The sequence below is a fragment of the Streptomyces sp. NPDC048411 genome (assembly GCF_040704695.1).
Classification (GTDB): domain Bacteria; phylum Actinomycetota; class Actinomycetes; order Streptomycetales; family Streptomycetaceae; genus Streptomyces.
Window position 1 is genome coordinate 1 of sequence record NZ_JBEZKL010000138.1, and the last position, 19,179, is coordinate 19,179.

The 19,179-nt window shown below is 69.5% G+C and carries 12 protein-coding genes and 1 pseudogene; 6 read left to right on the forward strand and 7 right to left on the reverse strand.

The features are described from left to right. On the forward strand, positions 1-472 hold a 472-nt coding region (locus tag AB0915_RS32315), incomplete at its 5' end, for a proprotein convertase P-domain-containing protein (RefSeq protein WP_366694452.1). Here AB0915_RS32315 and AB0915_RS32320 read toward each other — a convergent pair. Next, positions 442-765 (reverse strand): contact-dependent growth inhibition system immunity protein, encoded by a 324-nt coding sequence (locus AB0915_RS32320; RefSeq protein ID WP_366694453.1) that lies wholly within the window; start codon positions 763-765, stop codon positions 442-444. The genes AB0915_RS32315 and AB0915_RS32320 overlap by 31 nt on opposite strands. Positions 766-1,313: 548 nt before the next feature. Here AB0915_RS32320 and AB0915_RS32325 point away from each other — a divergent pair. Further along, positions 1,314-2,669, forward strand: a complete 1,356-nt coding sequence (locus AB0915_RS32325; protein ID WP_366694454.1) for a TerD family protein — start codon at positions 1,314-1,316, stop codon at positions 2,667-2,669. Positions 2,670-2,720: 51 nt separating this feature from the next. On the opposite strand, the gene AB0915_RS32330 is transcribed toward AB0915_RS32325, so the two are convergent. Continuing rightward, positions 2,721-3,899, reverse strand: coding sequence for a glycosyltransferase (locus tag AB0915_RS32330; RefSeq protein ID WP_366694455.1), 1,179 nt, complete (start codon positions 3,897-3,899; stop codon positions 2,721-2,723). A gap of 58 nt (positions 3,900-3,957) precedes the next feature. On the opposite strand from AB0915_RS32330, the gene AB0915_RS32335 reads away from it, so the two are divergent. Together AB0915_RS32335 and AB0915_RS32340 are read left to right on the forward strand one after the other, a co-directional pair. Next, positions 3,958-4,743 carry an aspartate/glutamate racemase family protein gene (locus tag AB0915_RS32335; RefSeq protein ID WP_366694456.1) on the forward strand — a complete coding sequence of 262 codons (786 nt, stop codon included), beginning with the start codon at positions 3,958-3,960 and terminating at the stop codon, positions 4,741-4,743. 68 nt (positions 4,744-4,811) lie between these two features. After that, the gene (locus AB0915_RS32340; RefSeq protein WP_366694457.1) at positions 4,812-5,375 is read left to right on the forward strand and encodes a hypothetical protein; all 564 of its coding nucleotides are present in this window, start codon (positions 4,812-4,814) and stop codon (positions 5,373-5,375) included. A gap of 22 nt (positions 5,376-5,397) precedes the next feature. On the opposite strand, the gene AB0915_RS32345 is transcribed toward AB0915_RS32340, so the two are convergent. Then, the gene (locus AB0915_RS32345; RefSeq protein ID WP_366694458.1) at positions 5,398-6,528 is read right to left on the reverse strand and encodes an O-antigen ligase family protein; all 1,131 of its coding nucleotides are present in this window, start codon (positions 6,526-6,528) and stop codon (positions 5,398-5,400) included. Positions 6,529-6,803: 275 nt separating this feature from the next. Between AB0915_RS32345 and lnt the strand changes: the two genes are divergently transcribed. Further along, positions 6,804-8,330 carry an apolipoprotein N-acyltransferase gene (gene lnt, locus AB0915_RS32350; RefSeq protein ID WP_366694463.1) on the forward strand — a complete coding sequence of 509 codons (1,527 nt, stop codon included), beginning with the start codon at positions 6,804-6,806 and terminating at the stop codon, positions 8,328-8,330. 30 nt (positions 8,331-8,360) lie between these two features. Continuing rightward, complete coding sequence (locus AB0915_RS32355; protein ID WP_366694459.1) at positions 8,361-8,840, forward strand: NUDIX domain-containing protein; 480 nt, start codon at positions 8,361-8,363, stop codon at positions 8,838-8,840. A gap of 62 nt (positions 8,841-8,902) precedes the next feature. On the opposite strand, the gene AB0915_RS32360 is transcribed toward AB0915_RS32355, so the two are convergent. The 4 genes and pseudogenes from AB0915_RS32360 to AB0915_RS32375 all read right to left on the reverse strand — a co-directional run bounded on the left by AB0915_RS32360 (position 8,903) and on the right by AB0915_RS32375 (position 18,940). Continuing rightward, a complete protein-coding gene (locus AB0915_RS32360; protein ID WP_366694460.1) occupies positions 8,903-10,285 on the reverse strand; it encodes an MFS transporter in 1,383 nt (460 codons plus the stop codon). Positions 10,286-11,299: 1,014 nt separating this feature from the next. Beyond that, a pseudogene (locus tag AB0915_RS32365) lies at positions 11,300-11,410 on the reverse strand (transposase); the annotation flags it as partial. A gap of 386 nt (positions 11,411-11,796) precedes the next feature. Further along, entirely contained in the window at positions 11,797-14,586 is a 2,790-nt protein-coding gene (locus AB0915_RS32370) for an AAA family ATPase (protein ID WP_366694461.1), read from the reverse strand. 571 nt (positions 14,587-15,157) lie between these two features. After that, on the reverse strand, positions 15,158-18,940 hold the full coding sequence (locus AB0915_RS32375; RefSeq protein ID WP_366694462.1) for an RICIN domain-containing protein: 3,783 nt from the start codon (positions 18,938-18,940) through the stop codon (positions 15,158-15,160). Positions 18,941-19,179 lie beyond the last annotated feature (239 nt).

The window sequence follows — 19,179 nt, forward strand, 5'->3', positions numbered from 1 at the left end:
CATCAACCACACCACCGGCCTCATCACCGGCACCCCCACCACGCTGGGCACCAGCGACGTCACCGTCACCGTCAGAGGCTCCATGCACGGCATCAACACGGCGACCTTCACCTGGTACGTCGCCAGGGGCATCTTCGAGAACACCACCAAGGTGCCGGTCCCGGACGCGGGCGCCGCGGTCTTCTCGGACATTGACGTCACCGGGCTCTCGGGCCAGGCGCCGAGCGACCTCAAGGTGGACGTGGACATCAAGCACACCTACCGCGGTGACCTGGTCATCGACCTGGTCGCCCCCGACGGCACGCTGTACCCGCTGAAGAAGAGCAACGTGTCCGACTCGGCCGACAACGTGAACGACACCTACACGGTGGACGCCTCCAGCCAGGTCGCCAACGGCACCTGGAGGCTCCAGGTCCGGGACGCGTACCGCGGCGACACGGGCTACATCGACAACTGGAAGCTCATCTTCTGAGCTTGACCATCAACCCCACCAAGATCGTTTCTTGGTGGGGTTCGTCGTTTGCCTGACAGCTGGGCGGCCATCGGATCCCGCCGCGGGACCTCCAACGCCGGCGGCAGGAGGTAGAGCAGGCCCTCGTTCTGCCTGATCAGCAGCCTCATGCCCTCAACTGTCAGCTCGCCGATCGGCTTGCGCCGAAGCGCGTGCGCGGTCGCCACAAGGCGAGTCGCGTCGGCCGACGGGGCCGGCCGACGGTCGTCCTCCAGCTCCTCAAGGGAGCGGTCACGGTTCAGGGGTCGAGTCACCGAGGGATCGTCCCCTGCCAGATCTCAAACGCGGTCTCAGATTTCGGCAGATGCGGCACAAGCCGCGCCCAGTCGTCATACGGACGACCGCCTGCCACTTCTCGGGCAGGCGGGTGATGAGCTCCCACAGCTCGGCCGCCTCCAGACCGCCCGGCAGTCCGGCAGGCCCGGTGCCGGCCCACGAGCTGGTCAACTCCCGCGCATCGCCGGTTGAGACGGGCCACCGATCCGGCTTGATGGGGGCCCGTCCACGGCACGTCTGCCTGGCTGGTGATCCAGAAAACGGCGGTCTGGCGCCAGCCGGTCCCGGATCTGTCGGGCGCGCCGTTCGTCCCAGGTCAGCAGCGCAGCGTCGTTGGGCGACGGCCTAGTCCAGGTCTGCGTCGCACCACCGGGGCTGCCCGGGCGCCGAGGCCTCGTTGCGGGCGTCGCCGGCTCGCGGGGGGTTACCGGCGGATCGCCGGACGGGGACCGGCGCGACTGTGGGCCCTGTGGCAGGGTGCGGATATTAGGTTGGCACGGAAAAGTCTTCGGCAGCCGGACTCTTGATGGGGGCGAGCATGACCATGCAAAAAGGAGCCAATGTTCCAGTGGCGGCCCAGGCCGTGCGGGTCGAATTGGGGTGGCGTACCGCCCCGGGGACGCCGGACGTGGATGCATCGGCGCTCCTTCTCGTGTCGGGAAAAGTGCGCAGCGATGCGGACTTCGTCTTTTACAACCAGCCGGTGCATGGCTCCGGCGCGGTGCGTCATGAGGGCAAACGGAACGCCGCCGGCGGTGTCACGGACAGCCTTGCGGTGGATCTGACGCGGGTGGAGCCCGTCATCGAGCGCATCGTCCTGGCCGCCTCCGCGGACGGTGGCAGCTTCGGGCGGGTGTCAGCCCTGTACGTACGGATCACGGACATGTCGAACGACTCGGAGATCGCGCGCTTCGACAGTGCGGACGCGACGGTGGAGACCGCGTTCATTCTCGGTGAGCTCTACCGGCGGCAGGGCGCCTGGAAATTCCGCGCCGTGGGGCAGGGATACAGCAGCGGCCTCGAAGGTCTCGCCACGGACTTCGGCATTTCCGTCGACGAGCCCCAGCAACCCCAACAGCCTCAGCAATCGCACCAGCCTCTTCAATCTCAACAACCGCAAGCGGCAACGCGAGTTGACCTGCCGCCCCCGCCCCGGTTCCCCCCGCACGCCCAGCCCCGGGCTGCCACGCCGACGGCACCCCCAGCGCCCCCTGTCGCGCCGCCCGCGCCGTCCCCCCAGCCCGTCCGGCTCTCCAAGGTGACACTCACCAAAGACGCGCCGTCCGTCTCCCTCGCCAAACAGGGCGGCACGTCAGGAGTCATGCGCGTCAATCTCAACTGGCAAGTGCGCAAACAGTTCAAGAGCTGGGGCAGCAAACTCGGCAGGGCCGTCGCCAACCACACGGATCTCGATCTTGATCTCTGCGCCCTCTACGAACTGACCGACGGCAGGAAGGGAGTTGTGCAGGCCCTCGGAAACGCCTTCGGTGCTCTCGGGCAGCCCCCATACATCCATCTCGATGGGGACGACCGCACCGGCGCCGTCTCCACCGGCGAGAACCTGACCATCGACCTCGACCACAAGGACCGGCTCCGCCGAGTCCTGATCTTCGTCACCATCTATGAAGGCGCCCGGAGTTTCGCCGATCTGCATGCGACCGTCACCCTGCAGCCGCAGCACGGCGCCCCGATCGACTTCTCACTCGACGAATGCACCGTTCCCTCCACCGTCTGCGCACTCGCACTCATCACCAACAACGGGGGAGACCTCACCGTGCAGCGCGAAGCCCGCTATCTCGTACCCGAACGCGGGGTGAGTCCGCAGCGCACCATCGACTACGCCTATGGGTGGGGGATGAGTTGGACACCCGGCCGTAAATGACCCCCGGTCCGTCCGGGGCCGTTACTGCGGACGGACCCGTGTTCCCTCCGCTCATCGGTCCGGTGCGGCCTCGGGACGGGCGTAGGTGCGTCCCTTCCAGGCCGCGCCGCGGCCGCGGTGGTGCTGCACTGCCGAATCCACCGTCATCAGCAGATACAGCACGGCGGTGAACGGCAGCAACGGAGCGAGCCACATCGACTGCCGGTAGTAGCCGAGCATCGGCATGTACGTCCCCGCCATCACCGCCCACGCCGCGCCACCTGCCCACGCCGCCGGCCGATCGCTGCCCAGCAGCCCTGCCGCCAGCGTGACCGGTGGGGCGAGATAGACGAGCGCGAGACCCAGCACCGTACCGATGAGCAGAACCGGGTTGTGCCGCAACTGTGCGTACGCGCTGCGCGAGACCATCCGCCACAGATCCGCGAGCCGGGGATACGGCCGCACACTGTCCACCCGCTCCGCGAGCCCCAGCCAGATCCGCCCGCCGCTGCGCTTCACCGCACGCGCCAGCGACACGTCGTCGATGACCGCCTGCCGGATGGACTCCGGAACCCGCGCCCGTTCGGCGGCCCCGGTCCGCAGCAGAACACAGCCGCCCGCCGCGGCCGCGGTCCGTGCCTTCGCCCGGTTCACCCACCGGAACGGATAGAGCTGCGCGAAAAAGTACACGAACGCCGGCACGACAAGGCGCTCCCAGGCGCTCGCCACCCGCAGCCGGGCCATCTGCGAGACCAGATCGAACCCACCGGAACAGGCGGTGGCGACCAGCTCCCGCAGACTGTCCGGCTCATGCGCGATGTCCGCGTCCGTGAGCAGCAGAAACTCCGGCGCCGGCTCCCGGGCCCGCGCGAGCGCGATCCCGTGCCGTACGGCCCAGAGCTTGCCCGTCCAGCCGGACTCCGGCTCCCCGGGAGAGACCACCGTCACCGGCAGCCCGCCGTACCGCACGGACAGCGCACGGGCGAGATCACCGGTGCCGTCCTTACTGCAGTCGTCGACCAGGAAGATCTCCGCTGCCCCCGGATAGTCCTGCGCCTGCAGCGACGGCAGGCTCACCGGCAGCATGTCGGCTTCGTCACGCGCGGGCACGACGATCGCGACCGACGGCCAGTGGTCCGGCCCAGCACGCCGAGGCAGCCGCTGGTCGGTCCGCCAGAAGAACCCCTGTCCCAGCAGCAGCCACACCCATGCGGCCAGCGAACCCACGGCGATCCAGGCAACGGCGCTCATTCGCCGCAGTCTGCCCCACTCCGACGAGACCGCAAGGGCGGTCGACTATGGTGACCGGGTGAAGATCGCGCTCATGGACTCAGGAATCGGCCTGCTCCCGGCGGCCGCCGCGGTACGTCGGCTGAGGCCCGACGCCGATCTGGTGCTCTCCTCCGACCCCGACGGCATGCCGTGGGGTCCGCGGACACCGCAGGACCTGACCGTGCACGCGCTGGCCGTGGCCCGCGCGGCCGCCGCCCACCGGCCCGACGCACTGATCGTCGCCTGCAACACCGCCTCCGTACACGCCCTGCCGGCGCTCCGTGCCGCGCTGGAACCCACGCTGCCCGTCATCGGCACCGTTCCCGCGATCAAGCCGGCCGCGGCCGGCGGCGGACCCGTCGCCGTCTGGGCGACCCCCGCCACGACGGGCAGTCCCTACCAGCGCGGACTCATCCGCGAATTCGCCGGCTCCGTCGACGTCACCGAAGTCCCCTGCCCCGGTCTCGCCGACGCCGTGCAGAACGCGGACGAAGCCGCGATCGACCGTGCCGTCGCTGCCGCCGCCGCGCTCACTCCACCGGGCGTACGAGCCGTCGTTCTCGGCTGCACCCATTACGAACTGGTCGCCGAACGGATCCGTGCCGCCGTACAGCAGCCCGGCCTGCCGCCCATAGCACTGCACGGCTCCGCCGGGGCCGTCGCCGCCCAGGCGCTGCGCCGGATCGGGGTCGCACCCGCCCCGTCGGCCGAGCCTGCCACCTCTCTCACCGTGCTCCTGAGCGGCCGTGATGCCGAGCTGCCGGAAGCCGCCCTGACCTACGCCGAGGGGCAACTGCTGGCAGCCGTCAGCCCCGCCCGCTGAGCCGCCGTCGACGCGGTGAGGGCCGTTGGGCCCATCCCGTATGCCCGGATTCTGAGTACCCTGCTGGCATGAGGGACCACCCCCGGAAACCGAGCGAGACCGGCGCCGAGGCGGCTCCCGCCGTCTGGACCGGCCGGGCCACCAACAAGGCGCAGTGGGTGCTCGCCGCAGTCGGTGCGGCGTGCCTGGCACTGGGTATCGAGCTCGCCGTGACCTCCGACTGGACCTCCGGTATCGCCCCTCTGCTGATGTCGGTGATCGGCTGCGTGGCGGCCGGACTGCTCATGCTGTTCGGGACGCTCGCCTTTGTGAACGTGGCCGTGCGGGTCGACGGAGACGCCCTGGAAGTGCGCTGCGGCCACATGGGTCTGCCGCGCCGACGGATCCAGCTCACCCATGTGGTCGGGGCCGAGTTCGTCCCCCGGGTCACCCCCCGCCACTGGGGCGGCTGGGGCTACCGCTGGCGCCCCGAGCAGGGGACGGCCGTGGTGGTCCGCAGGGGAGAGGGCCTGGTGCTCAAGCTCGGCGACGGCAGGACGTTCACCGTGACGGTGGACGATGCGGAAGAGGGCGTACGGTTCATCCGCGAACGGCTCCACCTGCCGGCGGCCGACACGGCGGCCGGGGCCTGAGCGGTCAGCAGTGCGGCACCCGTCAGAGGGGGGTGCGACCGGCCCGCGGACGGCGTCCGGCCGCGGGCCCCGTCCCGTACGCGGCACGGTCCGCAGCCTCGTCACTCTCCGTACCGGATGTGCCCGGCGTGCCGTCCCCGATCGGCTGCCGGGCCGAGGCCAGCCCCGCGAGCAGCCCCACGCCCGCCGTCACCGGCGTGAAGCTCAGCGCGTTCCCGATACTCGCCAGTGCCGCCAACGCGGTGAGCGCGGCGCCCGCCGTCAGGACGACCGCCGTGGCGCGGGGTGATCGCCACAGCACGTACAGCAGCCAGCCGAACGCCGCCCCCAGCAGAGCCACCCCCACGATCCCCTGGTCGGCGGCCTGCTGCAGTGGCGCCGAGTGGGGTTTCCCGTCCGACCGCAGGGTCTGCTGGGCGGTGGGGCTGAGCTCGGCGAACCGGCCGGGGCCGATGCCCAGCAGCGGATGCTCCTCGGCGAGATCCACCGCGTCCTGCCAGAGCAGCACCCGGTTCCGGGTGAGCTGCCCCTCCAGAGAGACCATCAGCCCGTCGGGCAGCGCATCCTCGGCCACCGCCCATGACGTACCGACGACCAGCGCCGTGACCAGCGCCAGCCCGGTCAGACCGAGCAGTCTGCGGCGCATCCTGACCGCGGCCAATGAACTGAGCAGCACCCCGAACGCCGTGATGAATCCGGCCACCGAGTGCAGGGCCGACGCGGCACAAGCGGTGCCGAGCGCGAGCAGTCGCAGCGTGAGACGCACCGGTGCCCGGCGGGCTGCCGCGGCCGCACAGCAGGCGGCGCCGGCGGCCAGTACCAGCAGCGCGGCCGCCGCCCCGGTGTGACCGGGCGCGACGTCGGCAGCGGCGGTGGCGCCCGGCATACCACCGCGCGAGGCGAGCGCCAGGGCGAGAGCGGCGACGGCGGCGACCGCCGCGGTGGCCACCGGCAGCAGCGTGCCGCAGATCCGGCCGCAGACGAACCCTGCGGCGACGGCCAGCAGTGCCAGCAGCACACCCTCCGGCCTGGACTCCCGTCCGGCCGCGCTGATCAGGGACCAGATCGCGCAGGCGGCGAGGATCACGGCTCCGGCGGCATCGGACGCGTTGCCGCCTTCCCGAGCCCCGTACCGGCCCGTCTGTGCAGCCATCGTGTCCGACCCCCCGAACTGTGACCGTCCCGTCCACGACGGCCGGATCCGGCCGGTCGGCGGGGGACTGGCGCACACGGTAATGGCAGTGGTGCGGGTTTGTGGAGGAAATGCGCAGGAACGATCCGGCACGAAGCATTCCGAATGCATTCCGGTATCGCCCCGGGCCTGCCCCGCGCTCGCCTCACCACCGTAGACTCCGCCGGGTGAGCGCCACCATCAGCCCAGTCCACGACCCGCAGCCCTCCGCCACTCAGCCGCGGGAGAGACGATTCCTGCCGCGGCTCGCACGGCCGACCGCGGCCGTGCTGTCGGGTGTGCTGTTGTATCTGAGCTTCCCGCCCCGACCGTTGTGGTGGCTGGTTCTGCCCGGTTTCGCGCTGCTCGGCTGGGTTCTGCACAGCCGTCGGCTGCGCGCCGGATTCGGCCTCGGCCTGCTCGCCGGGCTCGGCTTCATGCTGCCGCTGCTGCACTGGACGGGCGAGGAGGTCGGTCCGGTGCCGTGGCTGGCGCTCGCCGCCGCCGAAGGGCTGTTCGTCGCCGTGGGCTGCATCGGGGTCGCCGCCGTGTCCCGGCTCGCGTGGTGGCCGGTCTGGGCCGCCGCGGTCTGGGCCCTGGACGAGGCGGTCCGGGCCCGGGTGCCGTTCGGCGGGTTCCCCTGGGGCAAGATCGCCTTCGGGCAGGCCGACAGCGTGTTCCTGCCGCTCGCGGCGGTGGGCGGCACGCCGCTGCTCTCGTTCGCGGTGGTGCTGTGCGGCTTCGGGCTGTTCGAAGCGGTGCGTTCCTTCCGCACATACCGCAGCACGGGTCGGATCCCCCGCGCCGCGGTCTCCGCCGCGGCCGCGACCGTCCTCGTACCCCTGGCCGGGGCGTTGGCCGTGCGCCCGCTCGTCGACGACTCGGCGGAGGACGGAACCGCGACCGTCGCCGCGATCCAGGGCAATGTGCCGCGCCTCGGACTCGACTTCAACGCGCAGCGCCGCGCCGTTCTTGACAACCACGCACGTCGCACCGAACAGCTCGCCAGCGAGGTGAAGGCGGGCAAGGTACCGCAGCCCGACTTCGTGCTGTGGCCCGAGAACTCCTCCGACCTCGACCCCTACCGCAATGCCGACGCGCGGATCGTCATCGACGAAGCGGTGAAGGCGATCAACGCCCCCACCGTGGTCGGCGCGGTCATCGAGCCCGACACCGGCAAGCTGCGCAACACCCTCATCCAGTGGGACCCGTCGGGCGGCCCCGTCGCCACGTACGACAAGCGCCATATCCAGCCGTTCGGCGAGTACATGCCGATGCGTTCCTTCGTACGCATCTTCAGCTCCGACGTCGACCGGGTGCAGCGCGACTTCGGACCGGGCAAGAAGGTCGGCGTGTTCGACCTCGCGGGCACCAAGGTGGGGCTCGTCACCTGCTACGAGGCCGCGTTCGACGACGCCGTACGGGACACGGTCGAACACGGCAGCCAGCTGATCGCGGTCCCCAGCAACAACGCCACCTTCGGACGCAGCGAGATGACGTACCAGCAGCTGGCGATGAGCCGGGTGCGGGCCGTGGAACACAGTCGGTCCGTCGTCGTCCCCGTCACCAGCGGCGTCAGCGCGGTCATCCGCCCGGACGGGACGATCGCCCAGCAGACGAAGATGTTCACCCCGGACGCGCTGGTGGACAAGGTGCCGCTGCGCTCGTCGCTGACCCCCGCGACCCGGCTGGGCACGCTCCCCGAGGGGCTGCTCGTGCTGATCGCCGCAGCGGGACTGGGCTGGGCGACCGTCAGATCGGTACGGGCGCGCCGAGGACGCTGAACGCCGGCATGGGCCACGTAGGGTCGGCGCATGGCCATTCCTGACTTCATCCGTGAAATCCGTGCCACGGCGGGCACACAGCTGCTCCTGCTGCCGGGCGTCACCGCCGTGGTCTTCGACGACGAGGGCAGGGTACTGCTCGGCAGACGCTCCGACACCGGCAAGTGGGCGCTCATCGGAGGCATCTGCGAGCCGGGGGAGCAGCCCGCGACGACGGCGGTGCGCGAGGTGTACGAGGAGACCGCCGTGCACTGTGTGGCGGAGCGGGTGGTGCTCACCCAGGCGCTGAACCCCGTGCAGTACGCCAATGGCGACCGGTGCCAGTTCATGGACATCACCTTCCGCTGCAGGGCGACCGGCGGTGAGGCGCGCGTCAATGACGATGAGTCCCTGGAGGTGGACTGGTTCCCGCTCGACGCCCTGCCGCCGCTGAACGAGTTCGGTCACTTGCGGATCAAGCAGTCCCTGACCGACGAACCGACCTGGTTTGACCCGACGGTCCAGTCGTGACGCGGTAGTACACGCACCGTGGCCGGACGGGCCGGTTTCCCGGCCCGTCCGGCCACCGGAACTCAGGCGGTACGGGCATCGGCGGGCAGCACCGCGGGCGCGTCCGGCTCCGCCGTCGCCTCGATGTCCGTGAGATCCCGGTGGCGGGTCTCCTTGGCGCACACGACCGCCAGCACGGTGATGAGCGCCGCGGCGATGACGTACAGCGAGATCGGTGTCGAGGTGTGGTAGTCCGCGAGCAGCGCGGTGGCGATGAGCGGCGCCGGAGCACCGGCCGCGACCGATGAGAACTGCGCACCGATCGACGCACCCGAGTACCGCATCCGGGTCGCGAACATCTCCGAGAAGAAGGCCGCCTGCGGTGCGTACATCGCCCCGTGGAGGATCAGCCCGACCGTGACGGCGAGCAGCAGGCTGCCGAAGCTGCGGCTGTCGATCAGTGCGAAGAACGGGAACATCCACAGCCCCACACCGACCGCCCCGATCAGATAGACGGGTTTGCGGCCGATCCGGTCCGACAGCGCACCCCACATCGGGATGACCATGAAGTGGATGGCGGAGGCGATGAGTACGGCGTTCAGCGCCGTCTGCTTGCTCAGGTCGGCGGCCGTCGTCGCGTAGACGAGGATGAACGCGGTGATCACGTAGTAGCTGATGTTCTCCGCCATCCTGGCGCCCATGGCGATGAGTACATCCCGCCAGTGGTGCCGCAGCACGGCGACGAGCGGCATCTTCTCGGTGGCCGCCGCAGCCGCCTTGCGCTCCTCGGCCCGCTCCAACGCCGCCTTGAACACCGGCGATTCATCGACAGAGAGACGTATCCACAAGCCGACGGCCACCAGCACACCGGAGAGCAGGAACGGGATACGCCAGCCCCACGCCCCGAAGGCCGAGTCCGACATCAGCGCGGTGAGGGCGGAGAGCACTCCGGTGGCGAGCAACTGCCCGGCCGGCGCCCCGGTCTGCGGCCAGGAGGCCCAGAACCCGCGCCGCTTCGCATCCCCGTGCTCCGACACCAGCAGTACGGCCCCGCCCCACTCGCCGCCGAGGGCGAAGCCCTGCACCAGGCGCAGCACTGTCAGCAGTACGGGAGCGGCGGCGCCGACGGTGGCATGCGTGGGCAGCAGCCCGATGGCGAAGGTCGCACCTCCCATCAGCAGCAGGCTCAGCACCAGCAGCTTCTTGCGACCGAGCCGGTCGCCGTAGTGCCCGAAGACCAGGGCACCGAGCGGCCGGGCGGCGAAGCCGACCGCATAGGTGAGGAAGGAGAGGAGCGTTCCGACGAGCGGGTCGGAGTCGGGGAAGAACAGCCTGTTGAAGACCAGAGCGGCTGCTGACCCGTAGAGAAAGAAGTCGTACCACTCGATGGTGGTGCCGATGAGGCTCGCGGCGACGATGCGTTTGAGGCTGGCGGGGGGTGGGGGAGCGGTTGCTGCGGAGGCCATGGGCGCCACTTCCTCGTGTGCGGTGGGGACGGGTACGTGTCGGCACACCGTAGAAACATGCAGGTCAGGCGCACATGTGGTGGGGCAACATAGTTCGAGGGTTGGCTATGCGTGCGGCTACTATGCCGGCTCGCGGAAGGGCGGTTCAGCGACTCGAAGGCGGTCGAAACGAGTGCCGTCCGGGACGCGTAGTTCGGGGTGATTTGGCGGTGCGGTGCTGAGTCCCGTGCTGGTTTGGTGCTGACTAAAAGCCCACGTCATCACCCGTGTTCACCCCTCCCGTGCTGACTTGGTGCTGACTACGCTCCGTTGAAGTAGGACATCTTGGGGCTGATCGGCTCAGGGCCGTTGCGTGGTGGCGACCTGACCGAGAGGCCGACCCGGCTTTGCCACTCGGCTCTGCGGCACGGACGAGGTGTTGCGCCTGCGCTTGGTGCGCGTTCGTCCCAGCAGATTCTTCGTCTGCTGGTGGTACATGCATTGCGTCCCTGCTGACCTGCGGGAATCGTCATTTTGGTAAATATCGGCGCGGTTGGTCCGTGCCTGGTCCGGATCTTTGGCCGACTGGTCCACACGCTGCAATGAAGGAGCGGCCTGAACAAGGAGGTTTGGGCTCAGGGGCGTTCCCGGTTCTACAGGGAGTGGCTGGGAAGGGTCGCCGGGTTGGCGGTTCCGGCGGCCCCGCCGCCATCAGATCCGAGGTCTTTACGCCAGGGGCTCGCGCGATGACGTGAAGGATCTCCACTCGAACCCCGTCGTCGCCCTGCTCGATTCTGCGAACTGGCCCAACCGCCCCCTGGTAGTTCAGGGTCTCCCAGCCTTGGGACCGGCAAACCCGAAAAGGGTGTCGTCCGCGTAGCGGAGGTAGCGCGGCCGCCGGTAGCCACGATCGTCGGCATCAGAGCTGGGGAGGTCGCGCAGCCGCTGGCGCAGTTCCCGGAAGCTCGTCGTGGACGCGGTGTCCCAGGTGTCGTCCCGGCGCCACTTGGTGAACCAGCGGTGGGCCGCGTCCCAGGGCATCAGATCGCGCGGAAGTATTCGCCACTGGCAGCCCGACCGCAGCACGTAGAACACCGAGTCGAGCACCAACCGGTCGGGAAGGAGCGGCTGGATGATCTCCCACATCTCATCGGTCAGGCTGGACGGACAGCATGGGCCGCTGACGGCCTCGGAGTTGTCGCACTGGCACTCACCACGTGATCATTCCGGGGCCGTCGCCATGCCCGGAAGGCAGATCACGACCGTCACGCATTGCACATGATCAGCCACCCGACAGGCTCTGAGACATCCCCAGGGGGCACCGGCACCGGACGTCTCCGCCGCCACCGCCCTGGGCGGGCAGATAGCGGGAGGCCACCTTGACGGCGGACCGCTCGGGCAGGCTCTTCGGCAGCAGGCTGCGCTGGAGTGTGACCGCCGGGGTGTGCTCATGGGTGTAGCGGCGGGAGTTGTCGATGCAGACCGTCTTGCGCGTCGTGACCGACCGCGGCGGCCGCTGCTCTGGCCTGCGGCTACTCGGACGGCTCTGTGCGGTCCAGCTGGTCCAGTGTCGTGGCGAGTTCGCGGCGGGAGGTGATGCCGAGTCTGGTGAAGATCTTGCGGAGGTGCCATTCGACGGTGCGGGCGCTGATGAACAGCTGGACGCCGATTTCCGCATTGGTGCGGCCGTCGCGGGCGAGACGGGCGATGAGGGCCTCTTGCGGGGTCAGGGTGTCGGTGCTCGCCACGGTGCGTTTGCGGGCGTGTTCGCCAGTGGCCCGTAGCTCCCGTTCGGCGCGTTCGGTGAACGCGTGGGCGCCGAGGCCGGTCAACAGATCGTGAGCGGCGCGCAAGTGGGTGCGGGCATCGGTGCGTCGGCCTTCGCGCCGCAGCCACTCACCGTAGAGCAGGTGGGCCCGACCGAGGTCGGGCCGGTACGGGGTGCGCGAGAGCCGCTCGACGGCTTCCCGGTAAAGGCTGTCGGCGGTCTCGCCGTCACTGAGGAGTGCGCGGCAGCGGGCCTCGATCCCCAGCCCGATGTCGGAGCCGCCGGCCCGTGCCGACTCGGCCAGCAGGGCCATGGCCGGGGCAGCCGCGTCAGTGTTCCCATTGCGCACGGCGGCCTCGATCAGTTCGGGCAGTGCCCACAGCGAGACGTACAGTCCCGGGGTGCTCTCGCTGGACCGTTGGGCCGCCTCCAGCGCTTCGCTGTAACGGCCGAGGCCGTTGTAGAGGGTCGCGGCGACCAGGTGCGCGAAGGCGGCGGTGAGGCCCTGTCCACCGGCCGTGGCCGCGGTGACGGTGGCCTCGATCAGCGGGACGGCTCTGTCCAGGTCACCCCGCAGGCACAGGAGCAGCAGCTTCCCGAAGGGGACCGCGGGGTTTCCGGTCGCGTCGGCGATGGCGTCGGACTCGGTGACCATCGCGTCGGCCGCAGCGAAGTCCCCGGCCCAGGCGGTGATCGCACTCAGGCCGATCAGTATGACCGGCAGCCGGTCGAGCGCCCCGGCGTTCCGGACGACCGCCGCCTGGCGCGCGACCAGTTCGTGCCAGGCGTCCCAGTCCCACACGGCGATGGCGGCCGCCTGGGCGAACGAGCCCCACCGCAGCATTTCCTCCTGAGTGACGTCGCCGTGGGCGAAGGCGTCGGTCGCCGTGCGCAGCAGCGGTGCCGCGGCGACCGGTCCGTCGATCACCAGCGAGGTGAGGGCGTCGAGAAGAGGCACGACCTTTCCTTGCGGATCCCCCGCCGGCGGAAGCCGACGGGCCGCACGGCAGATGGCCGCCAGGTTCGCGGTGGTCGCCATGTGGCCGGCGAACAGGGCGGCGAACCACGCGTTGAGGTAGCTCTCGCGGGCGAGGCCGAGGTCGATGCGCTCCAGCCGTTGGGCCGCCTTGAGCAGCAGGGGCGGAGCCTCTCTTCCCAGCCCGGAGGCGAAGCAGATGTGCCCGCGCAGGAGCTCGGCGCGGGCACGCTGCAGCTCGTTCGGCTGCTCGCCTTCCGCGGTTGTCAGCAGGTACAGAGCTTGCGCGAATGCGCCGGCCTGCACGTTGGCCTGAGCCGCCACCAGCATCCGCTCGACGCGCAGGACCGGATCGGTGGTGAGCAGTACGGAGCGCTCCAGAAACGCAGCGGCCGCGGCCGGTCCGCCACGGGCCTGGGCCCGCTCAGCCGACCGCGCGAGATCGGCTGCGACCTCCTCGTCCGGCCCGGAGGCCGCCTGGGCCGCATGCCAGGCCCGCCGGTCGGGGTCGCTGGCCGGGTCGGTCGCCTCGACCAGTGCCAGGTGAACGGCCTGGCGGTCCTGCAGGGAGGTGGACCGGTAAGCGGCTGAGCGCAGCAGTGGGTGCCGGAACCAGACGCGCGCGCCGAACTCGGCCAGGCCCGCGTCCGCCGCCGGGGTCGCCGCACGCAGCGGGATGCCGAGCCGCTGGGCGGCGCGCCAGACCAGTGTCGGGTCGCCGGAGGGGTCCGCTGCGGCCAGTTGCAGCAGGCGCCGGGTATCGGTGGGGAGCGCGTCGAGTTGCCGCAGGAAGCTTTCCTCGATCTGGCTCGGCAGCGTTGTCGCCCTCGGCAGCCCGAAGCCGCCGGCCAGCTGAGCCGGGGTCGTGCCGCGCAGGAGTTCCAGAAGTGCCAGCGGGTTGCCCTGAGTCTCGGTCACGATCTGGTCCCGGACCCTGGGGTCCAGGGGGCCGGTGAGCACGGACTCCAGCAGCAGCCGGGAGTGCTCCGCCTTCAGCCCTGTCAGGTGCAGCTCCGGGAGAACCGCCAGTTCCTCGCTTGCGATGCGGGTGCCGAACACGAACGCGATCGGGTCGGCATCCAGCCGCCGTGCCACGAACCCCAGGGTCTGCGCGGAGGCCCGGTCCAGCCATTGCTGGTCGTCGACGATGGACAGCACCGGCCGTTCCCCGGCCGTGTCCGACAGCAGGCCGAGAACGCCCAACGCCACCAGGAACTGGTCGGGAACCGGTCCAGCGGCGAGTCCCAACGCCACTCGCAGTGCATCCTGCTGCGGCGCCGGCAGCGCACCCGGCCGCTCCAGCCGATCCATCAGCGGTGCGCACAGCTGGTGGAGTCCGGCGAAGGCCAACTCCATCTCCGACTGCACGCCCACCACGCGCAGCATCCGGCAGTCGGCGGCCCGGTGGGCCAGGTGGTCCAACAGTGCCGTCTTGCCCACCCCCGGGTCGCCGCGTAGGACCAGGACGGAACTCTCACCGGCGCGGACGGTGTTCACCACCCGCTCAAGCACCTCGCGCTCGTCATGCCGACCGATCAGATCGACGACGCGCCCCGACCGCCAGTGATCTCCAGTCATCGTCGCGGACCCCCGGTGTGTAGTTGTCCCGACGTCTGTCGACGCCGCGCCCGGTCGAAACCCTAGCCTCCGTCACGTTGGCTGTTCGAGCGTTCAATCGTCGTTAATCGCAGACAGGGTCTCGTTCACCGGAGATGTGATGAAAAACGCCCGGTCGTCGCACGGGCGAGGGGTTTTGGACAAGCCTCTGATGCTTCCGGCACAAGCGCCGGTTCGGTTGTGCGTCACCCCGTCCGCGTCGCCGTGCGGCCGCCGCCGAGGCTCCTCGGGCTTGTACGAGGACGGGCCGGTACGCCGTTGAAGGCCTTCCTGACGCGCACGACGTGGAGGCCCCTCATGACGACCGCCCGCGATCAGACGCGCGTGCCGCCGACTGGGCGTCACCCGGCCCATGTGAGAGCCCCTCGTTGTGGGGGAGGTGTTGATCAGCTGGTCAGGAGTGGTTGACGGGGCTGGTTGTCGGCTGACCGCAGCGCTCGGCAGAGCCGAGCGCTGCGGCTGCTCGGCGGCGGTGAGCATGGCTGACGCGGTCTTCACGCGACCGGGCGTCAGGCCCACCGCGCCGCGTCAGTCACTGGGTGACCGGCACCCAGTCCCAGACGTCCACAGGGAGACCGGGGCCGCGCGCACTGATGGTCAACTGGGTGCCTACCCCGTCAGCCGTGAGGTAGAGGCGCTCGTCGGGGGCCGTGTGGTTGCTGATGAACTCCCCGACCATGTCGTCAGGCGTTCTACACCACAGGTAGCCGTCGTCGTTGGGGCGGAATGCGTTCAGCGTGATCCTGTTGCCGTCGCGCGGTTCTCGTGGATGGCCCGCCGTCGAATTGATGTACTTCCCGCCGTAGGCCAGGTAATAGCAGTTATCCTCACCGGTTCGATCCGCGTAGATCACGGTGAACCGCTCGCTGGACGCATCATTGTCCTGGTGCAGTTCCAGCGGGGTGTCCTCCTCGGTGTAGCCTCCCGTGACATTGACCACCAGAGGCGTCTCTCTCAGGGCGATCTCTTTGACGTTTGCCGCTAAGCCGGGGTCCTGAAGGAACCAGCGCTGGGCTGCCGAGCCGTCGAAGTCGCGGCCCGCCAGCGCGTTGCCGCTGCTGACGGCCGTGAGCAACTGCTCGGTGACCTGGTTTTGCAGGGTCCACGTGCCGTCGCCCTGATAGACCGGCCGCCAGAGCTGATCACGCGCCTCGTTCGGCCACAGCACCATCCGTGCGTCGCGGACGCTGCCCTCCTGGCCCAGATAGCGGCCGCTCGCGCGGTGGATCAGGCGGTAGTAGCCGGGGAACTCAGGCTCGGGCGCCAGAGCGAATGTCTGTGTCGGCAGGTTGGCCTGGTTGATCGGCCCGTCGCTGACCACGTGACTGTCGCTGCTGGAAGGGCCGGCCACGTTGGTGGTGGCGGCGTTGCGCATCACAGCCGCAACCGGCGCGTTCGGCACCGCCTGCGCCGCAGGTGCCGGGGGGTTCGGCAAGTTGGCGAGCTGGTACAGGACGGGATAGTGGTCCGACCGCGTCTCGCCGCTGATCCGGGCTACTCCGGTGACGGTGGGAGCCACGTGGGGGCCGGTAAGCGTGACCGCGTAGTCGAGGGTTCTCGGCGTGCCGTCATAATTCGGGTCCTGAATCAGACGAGTTGGATGCGTCGGCAACGGCGGGGCGAAAACGGTGAACTGCCCAGGGAATTGCTGGTTGAGTGCTGTGGACAAAGACCTGTCCGGTGTGCCATCCGCTGGGGAATACGGGGCGCGGTTGTAGTCGCCCAGGGCGATCCAGGGCAGCGCCGTCCCACCGGGGCCAGCGGTGGCCATCCGGTCCCGGATGTTGCGCAGCAACCCGGGGTCGTCGTTGCCGCTCCCCGAGAGCCCGTGCACCGTGAAGTAGACGACGCCGTCGATGTTGACGCCGAGCGCGGGCCGGCCATCGAACAACCCTGCCGGGACGACGTGCACGTTGTGCGGCTGGACCCGCGTACGGGTCGCGATGGCCAGGTTGACCCGGCCGCTCACACTGTCCCCCAAGTTCGCGGTGGAACCGTCCGTGTGCAGCCAGTACAGGTATCCCTGCGGCCGGCTTCCCGTCCCGGCGAACTGGTACTCCCGGACCGGGGGAGCCGAGCCGTCCCACTGGGCGAACGCGTTCTGGTCGATGCTCTGCAGGTACGTGGCGCCTCCGGGCGGGATGCCGGCCTCTTGCAGGAGAATGACGTCGGCCTGGTTCTGTTGCGCCAGCTGGCGCAGTCCCAAGGTGTACTTGGACTCGTACCCGGAACCGGAATCTCCGTTGGTGCCTCCGCCCTGCATGTTCCAGGTGATCACTCTGCGTTGGTTGTTCTGGCGGGGTTCGAGTTCGCCGCCGGTGTCGCGCAGGAACAGCGACGGTCGGCTGCCCTCGACGCGGGTCACCACTCCCTGCCCCTGGTAGTCCAGGGTCTCCCGGCCGGTCCAGTCCGGAATCGCCTGGCCGTCCTGGCTCAGTGGCTGGAACCGCTGCGGGGCGGCGTTGTCGGAGCCGAACTGGAAGACGGTGCCGGCCTGGGCGCCGCTGCTGCCGGTCGAGTACGGCGCATACGGCTCGAACGGCCCCCCCGGCGTTGTCTGCTTGATCAGCGTGTTGTTGTAGAAGACGTTCTGCGGTCCCGAGGAGCCGGACCACTTGACCGCCTTGGGACCGGCTGCCCACCAGATCGGATACCAGGTCCCTGCATCTACCTCGCCGCCCTCCCCGCCGCAGTTGGTCTGGCAGTTGGCCGAGCGGTGCTCGTACGGGACCCTCACCGTGTTCTGCTCGAACAGGTTGTGATGCTCCCAGCCACCGTGCAGGTTCAGGTCCGAATCGAGGTCGTTGCGGAAGGCGACGTTGCCGCTGGCCGACCACTGGAAGGTGAAGTGGCGCAGGTTGCGGCTGAGGTTGTAGGCCCACAGCGAGTCCCACACGCGGCTGCCGCGCAGGTAGCCGTTGCCGCCCCTGCCCTTGTTCCAGGCGCCGTCGAAGCTGTTGCGCTCGATCTGCAGGTTGCGCGCATTCTCCGTGACGATCGGGTGCGAGCCGGTCAACGTGGCGTTGAGCCCGCGCGCCCAGCTGTTGGCGGCCCACTTGAAGACGATGCCGTGCATCGCGTACTCGGGCGCCATGTTGCCGTAGTTGTGCACGGCCTGGTCAGGGGTCAGCTGGTACGTGCCGCCGCCCAGCTTCGGCAGGCCGTTCATGTCCTGGGTGAAGGCGAAGTTCTCGAACCCGACCCCTTCGACGGCCTTCAGCGGGGTCACCTTGCTGGCATACGGCGTGACGCCGAGTGAATCAGAGCCGTCCGAGGTGGAGTCGACCGGCAGGTCCCACTCCAGCGGGCGGTCCAGCGTGATCGTCTTTGCCCCGGTATCGATGCGGGTGACCCGGAACATCTGCTGCCGCATGTGGAGGTTCTCCATCATGCTCCGGTCAGTGACGCCCTGCTGCTCGTAGAACTTGACGCTGTTGGCAGCGCCCACCCAGACGTAGCCGCCCAGCGTGAACTTCGACATGTCGGCATTCGAGGCCAGCCGGACGACGTTGTCCCCCTGCCGGGCCGAGAACCCCGGGTCGTATGACGCGGCGGACAGCTTGATGCCGGAGACCCAGTGCTGGTTGACGCTGCCTTCGAAGATGTCCTTGCGGTTGGCCGGGGCCGCCGCGTGGTCGTCCTTGTACCGATCCGCGATGTCCCGGGTCTGCACCCGGAACATGCCACGCCCCGGCCATATCCACCCGCCCGTGCCGATGTCGTTGCCGCTGCCGGCCTGCATGCCGTCCTGGTTCCAACGGCCGTTGCTCACCGTGTCGTAGCGGGTGTTGAAGTCCGGCCGGAACACCAGTCGCGTTCCGCCTTCGCCGGAGCCCTGCCCGCGCATGATCAGGAAGCTGGCATCGACGTACATCTGCCGGGACACGTCGATGCGCCCGGACGGCAACGAGATGAGCGAGAGCCGGTGAAGGTTGGCCTGCGGCGAGCACTGGCTCTTGATGTCGTCGATCGCGCTCTGCAGCCCGCTGGTGTCATCGGCCCCGTCGTCCGCGATGACTTTGTACTTGGAGGCGAGTTGTTCCGGGGTGATTCGGCAGGAGGCATCGTCGGTCACGTCTCCATCGCCGGGCAGCGTCTGGCCGCCCAGATATCCCACGCGCGACCAGTCCGGCAGGCCGTAGGGCGGGATCGTACGGTTGGCGAAACTGAGATCCGGTCCGTCCGCCCCCGGTCCGGCCGTTGCTGAGAGGGTCGGCGCCGAGACGGCCGCTGACGCCCCTGGCGCGAGCACCGGCGCTGATAAGGAGAGCAGCAGGCCGGACAGAAGAACGGCCGCTCGTCGAAAATTTCTCACGTGATCTCACTTCTGCATCATCGTGTTGTCTGTATGCGGGGTGATGCCGATTCAGGGACCCACCCGCGCGATCCGCAGCCAGAGCTCAGCTCGTCTTCGAGGTATCGGGCGCTATCGGCAGCTCATGTGCACCACCGGCACCGGCTCTTCGACGAGTTCGGCGTCAAGGTCGGCATCTCGCTCGACGGCGACCGGGCCGCCAACGACCGGCACCGCCGTTTCGCCGACGGACGCACCAG

Excerpts from the sequence above, each read along its gene's own strand:
- AB0915_RS32325 (WP_366694454.1), top strand. The coding sequence starts at position 1,314 with ATGGGGGCGAGCATGACCATGCAAAAAGGAGCCAATGTTCCAGTGGCG.
- AB0915_RS32330 (WP_366694455.1), bottom strand. The coding sequence starts at position 3,899 with ATGAGCGCCGTTGCCTGGATCGCCGTGGGTTCGCTGGCCGCATGGGTG.
- AB0915_RS32340 (WP_366694457.1), top strand. The coding sequence starts at position 4,812 with ATGAGGGACCACCCCCGGAAACCGAGCGAGACCGGCGCCGAGGCGGCT.
- AB0915_RS32345 (WP_366694458.1), bottom strand. The coding sequence starts at position 6,528 with ATGGCTGCACAGACGGGCCGGTACGGGGCTCGGGAAGGCGGCAACGCG.
- AB0915_RS32355 (WP_366694459.1), top strand. The coding sequence starts at position 8,361 with ATGGCCATTCCTGACTTCATCCGTGAAATCCGTGCCACGGCGGGCACA.
- AB0915_RS32360 (WP_366694460.1), bottom strand. The coding sequence starts at position 10,285 with ATGGCCTCCGCAGCAACCGCTCCCCCACCCCCCGCCAGCCTCAAACGC.
- AB0915_RS32370 (WP_366694461.1), bottom strand. The coding sequence starts at position 14,586 with ATGACTGGAGATCACTGGCGGTCGGGGCGCGTCGTCGATCTGATCGGT.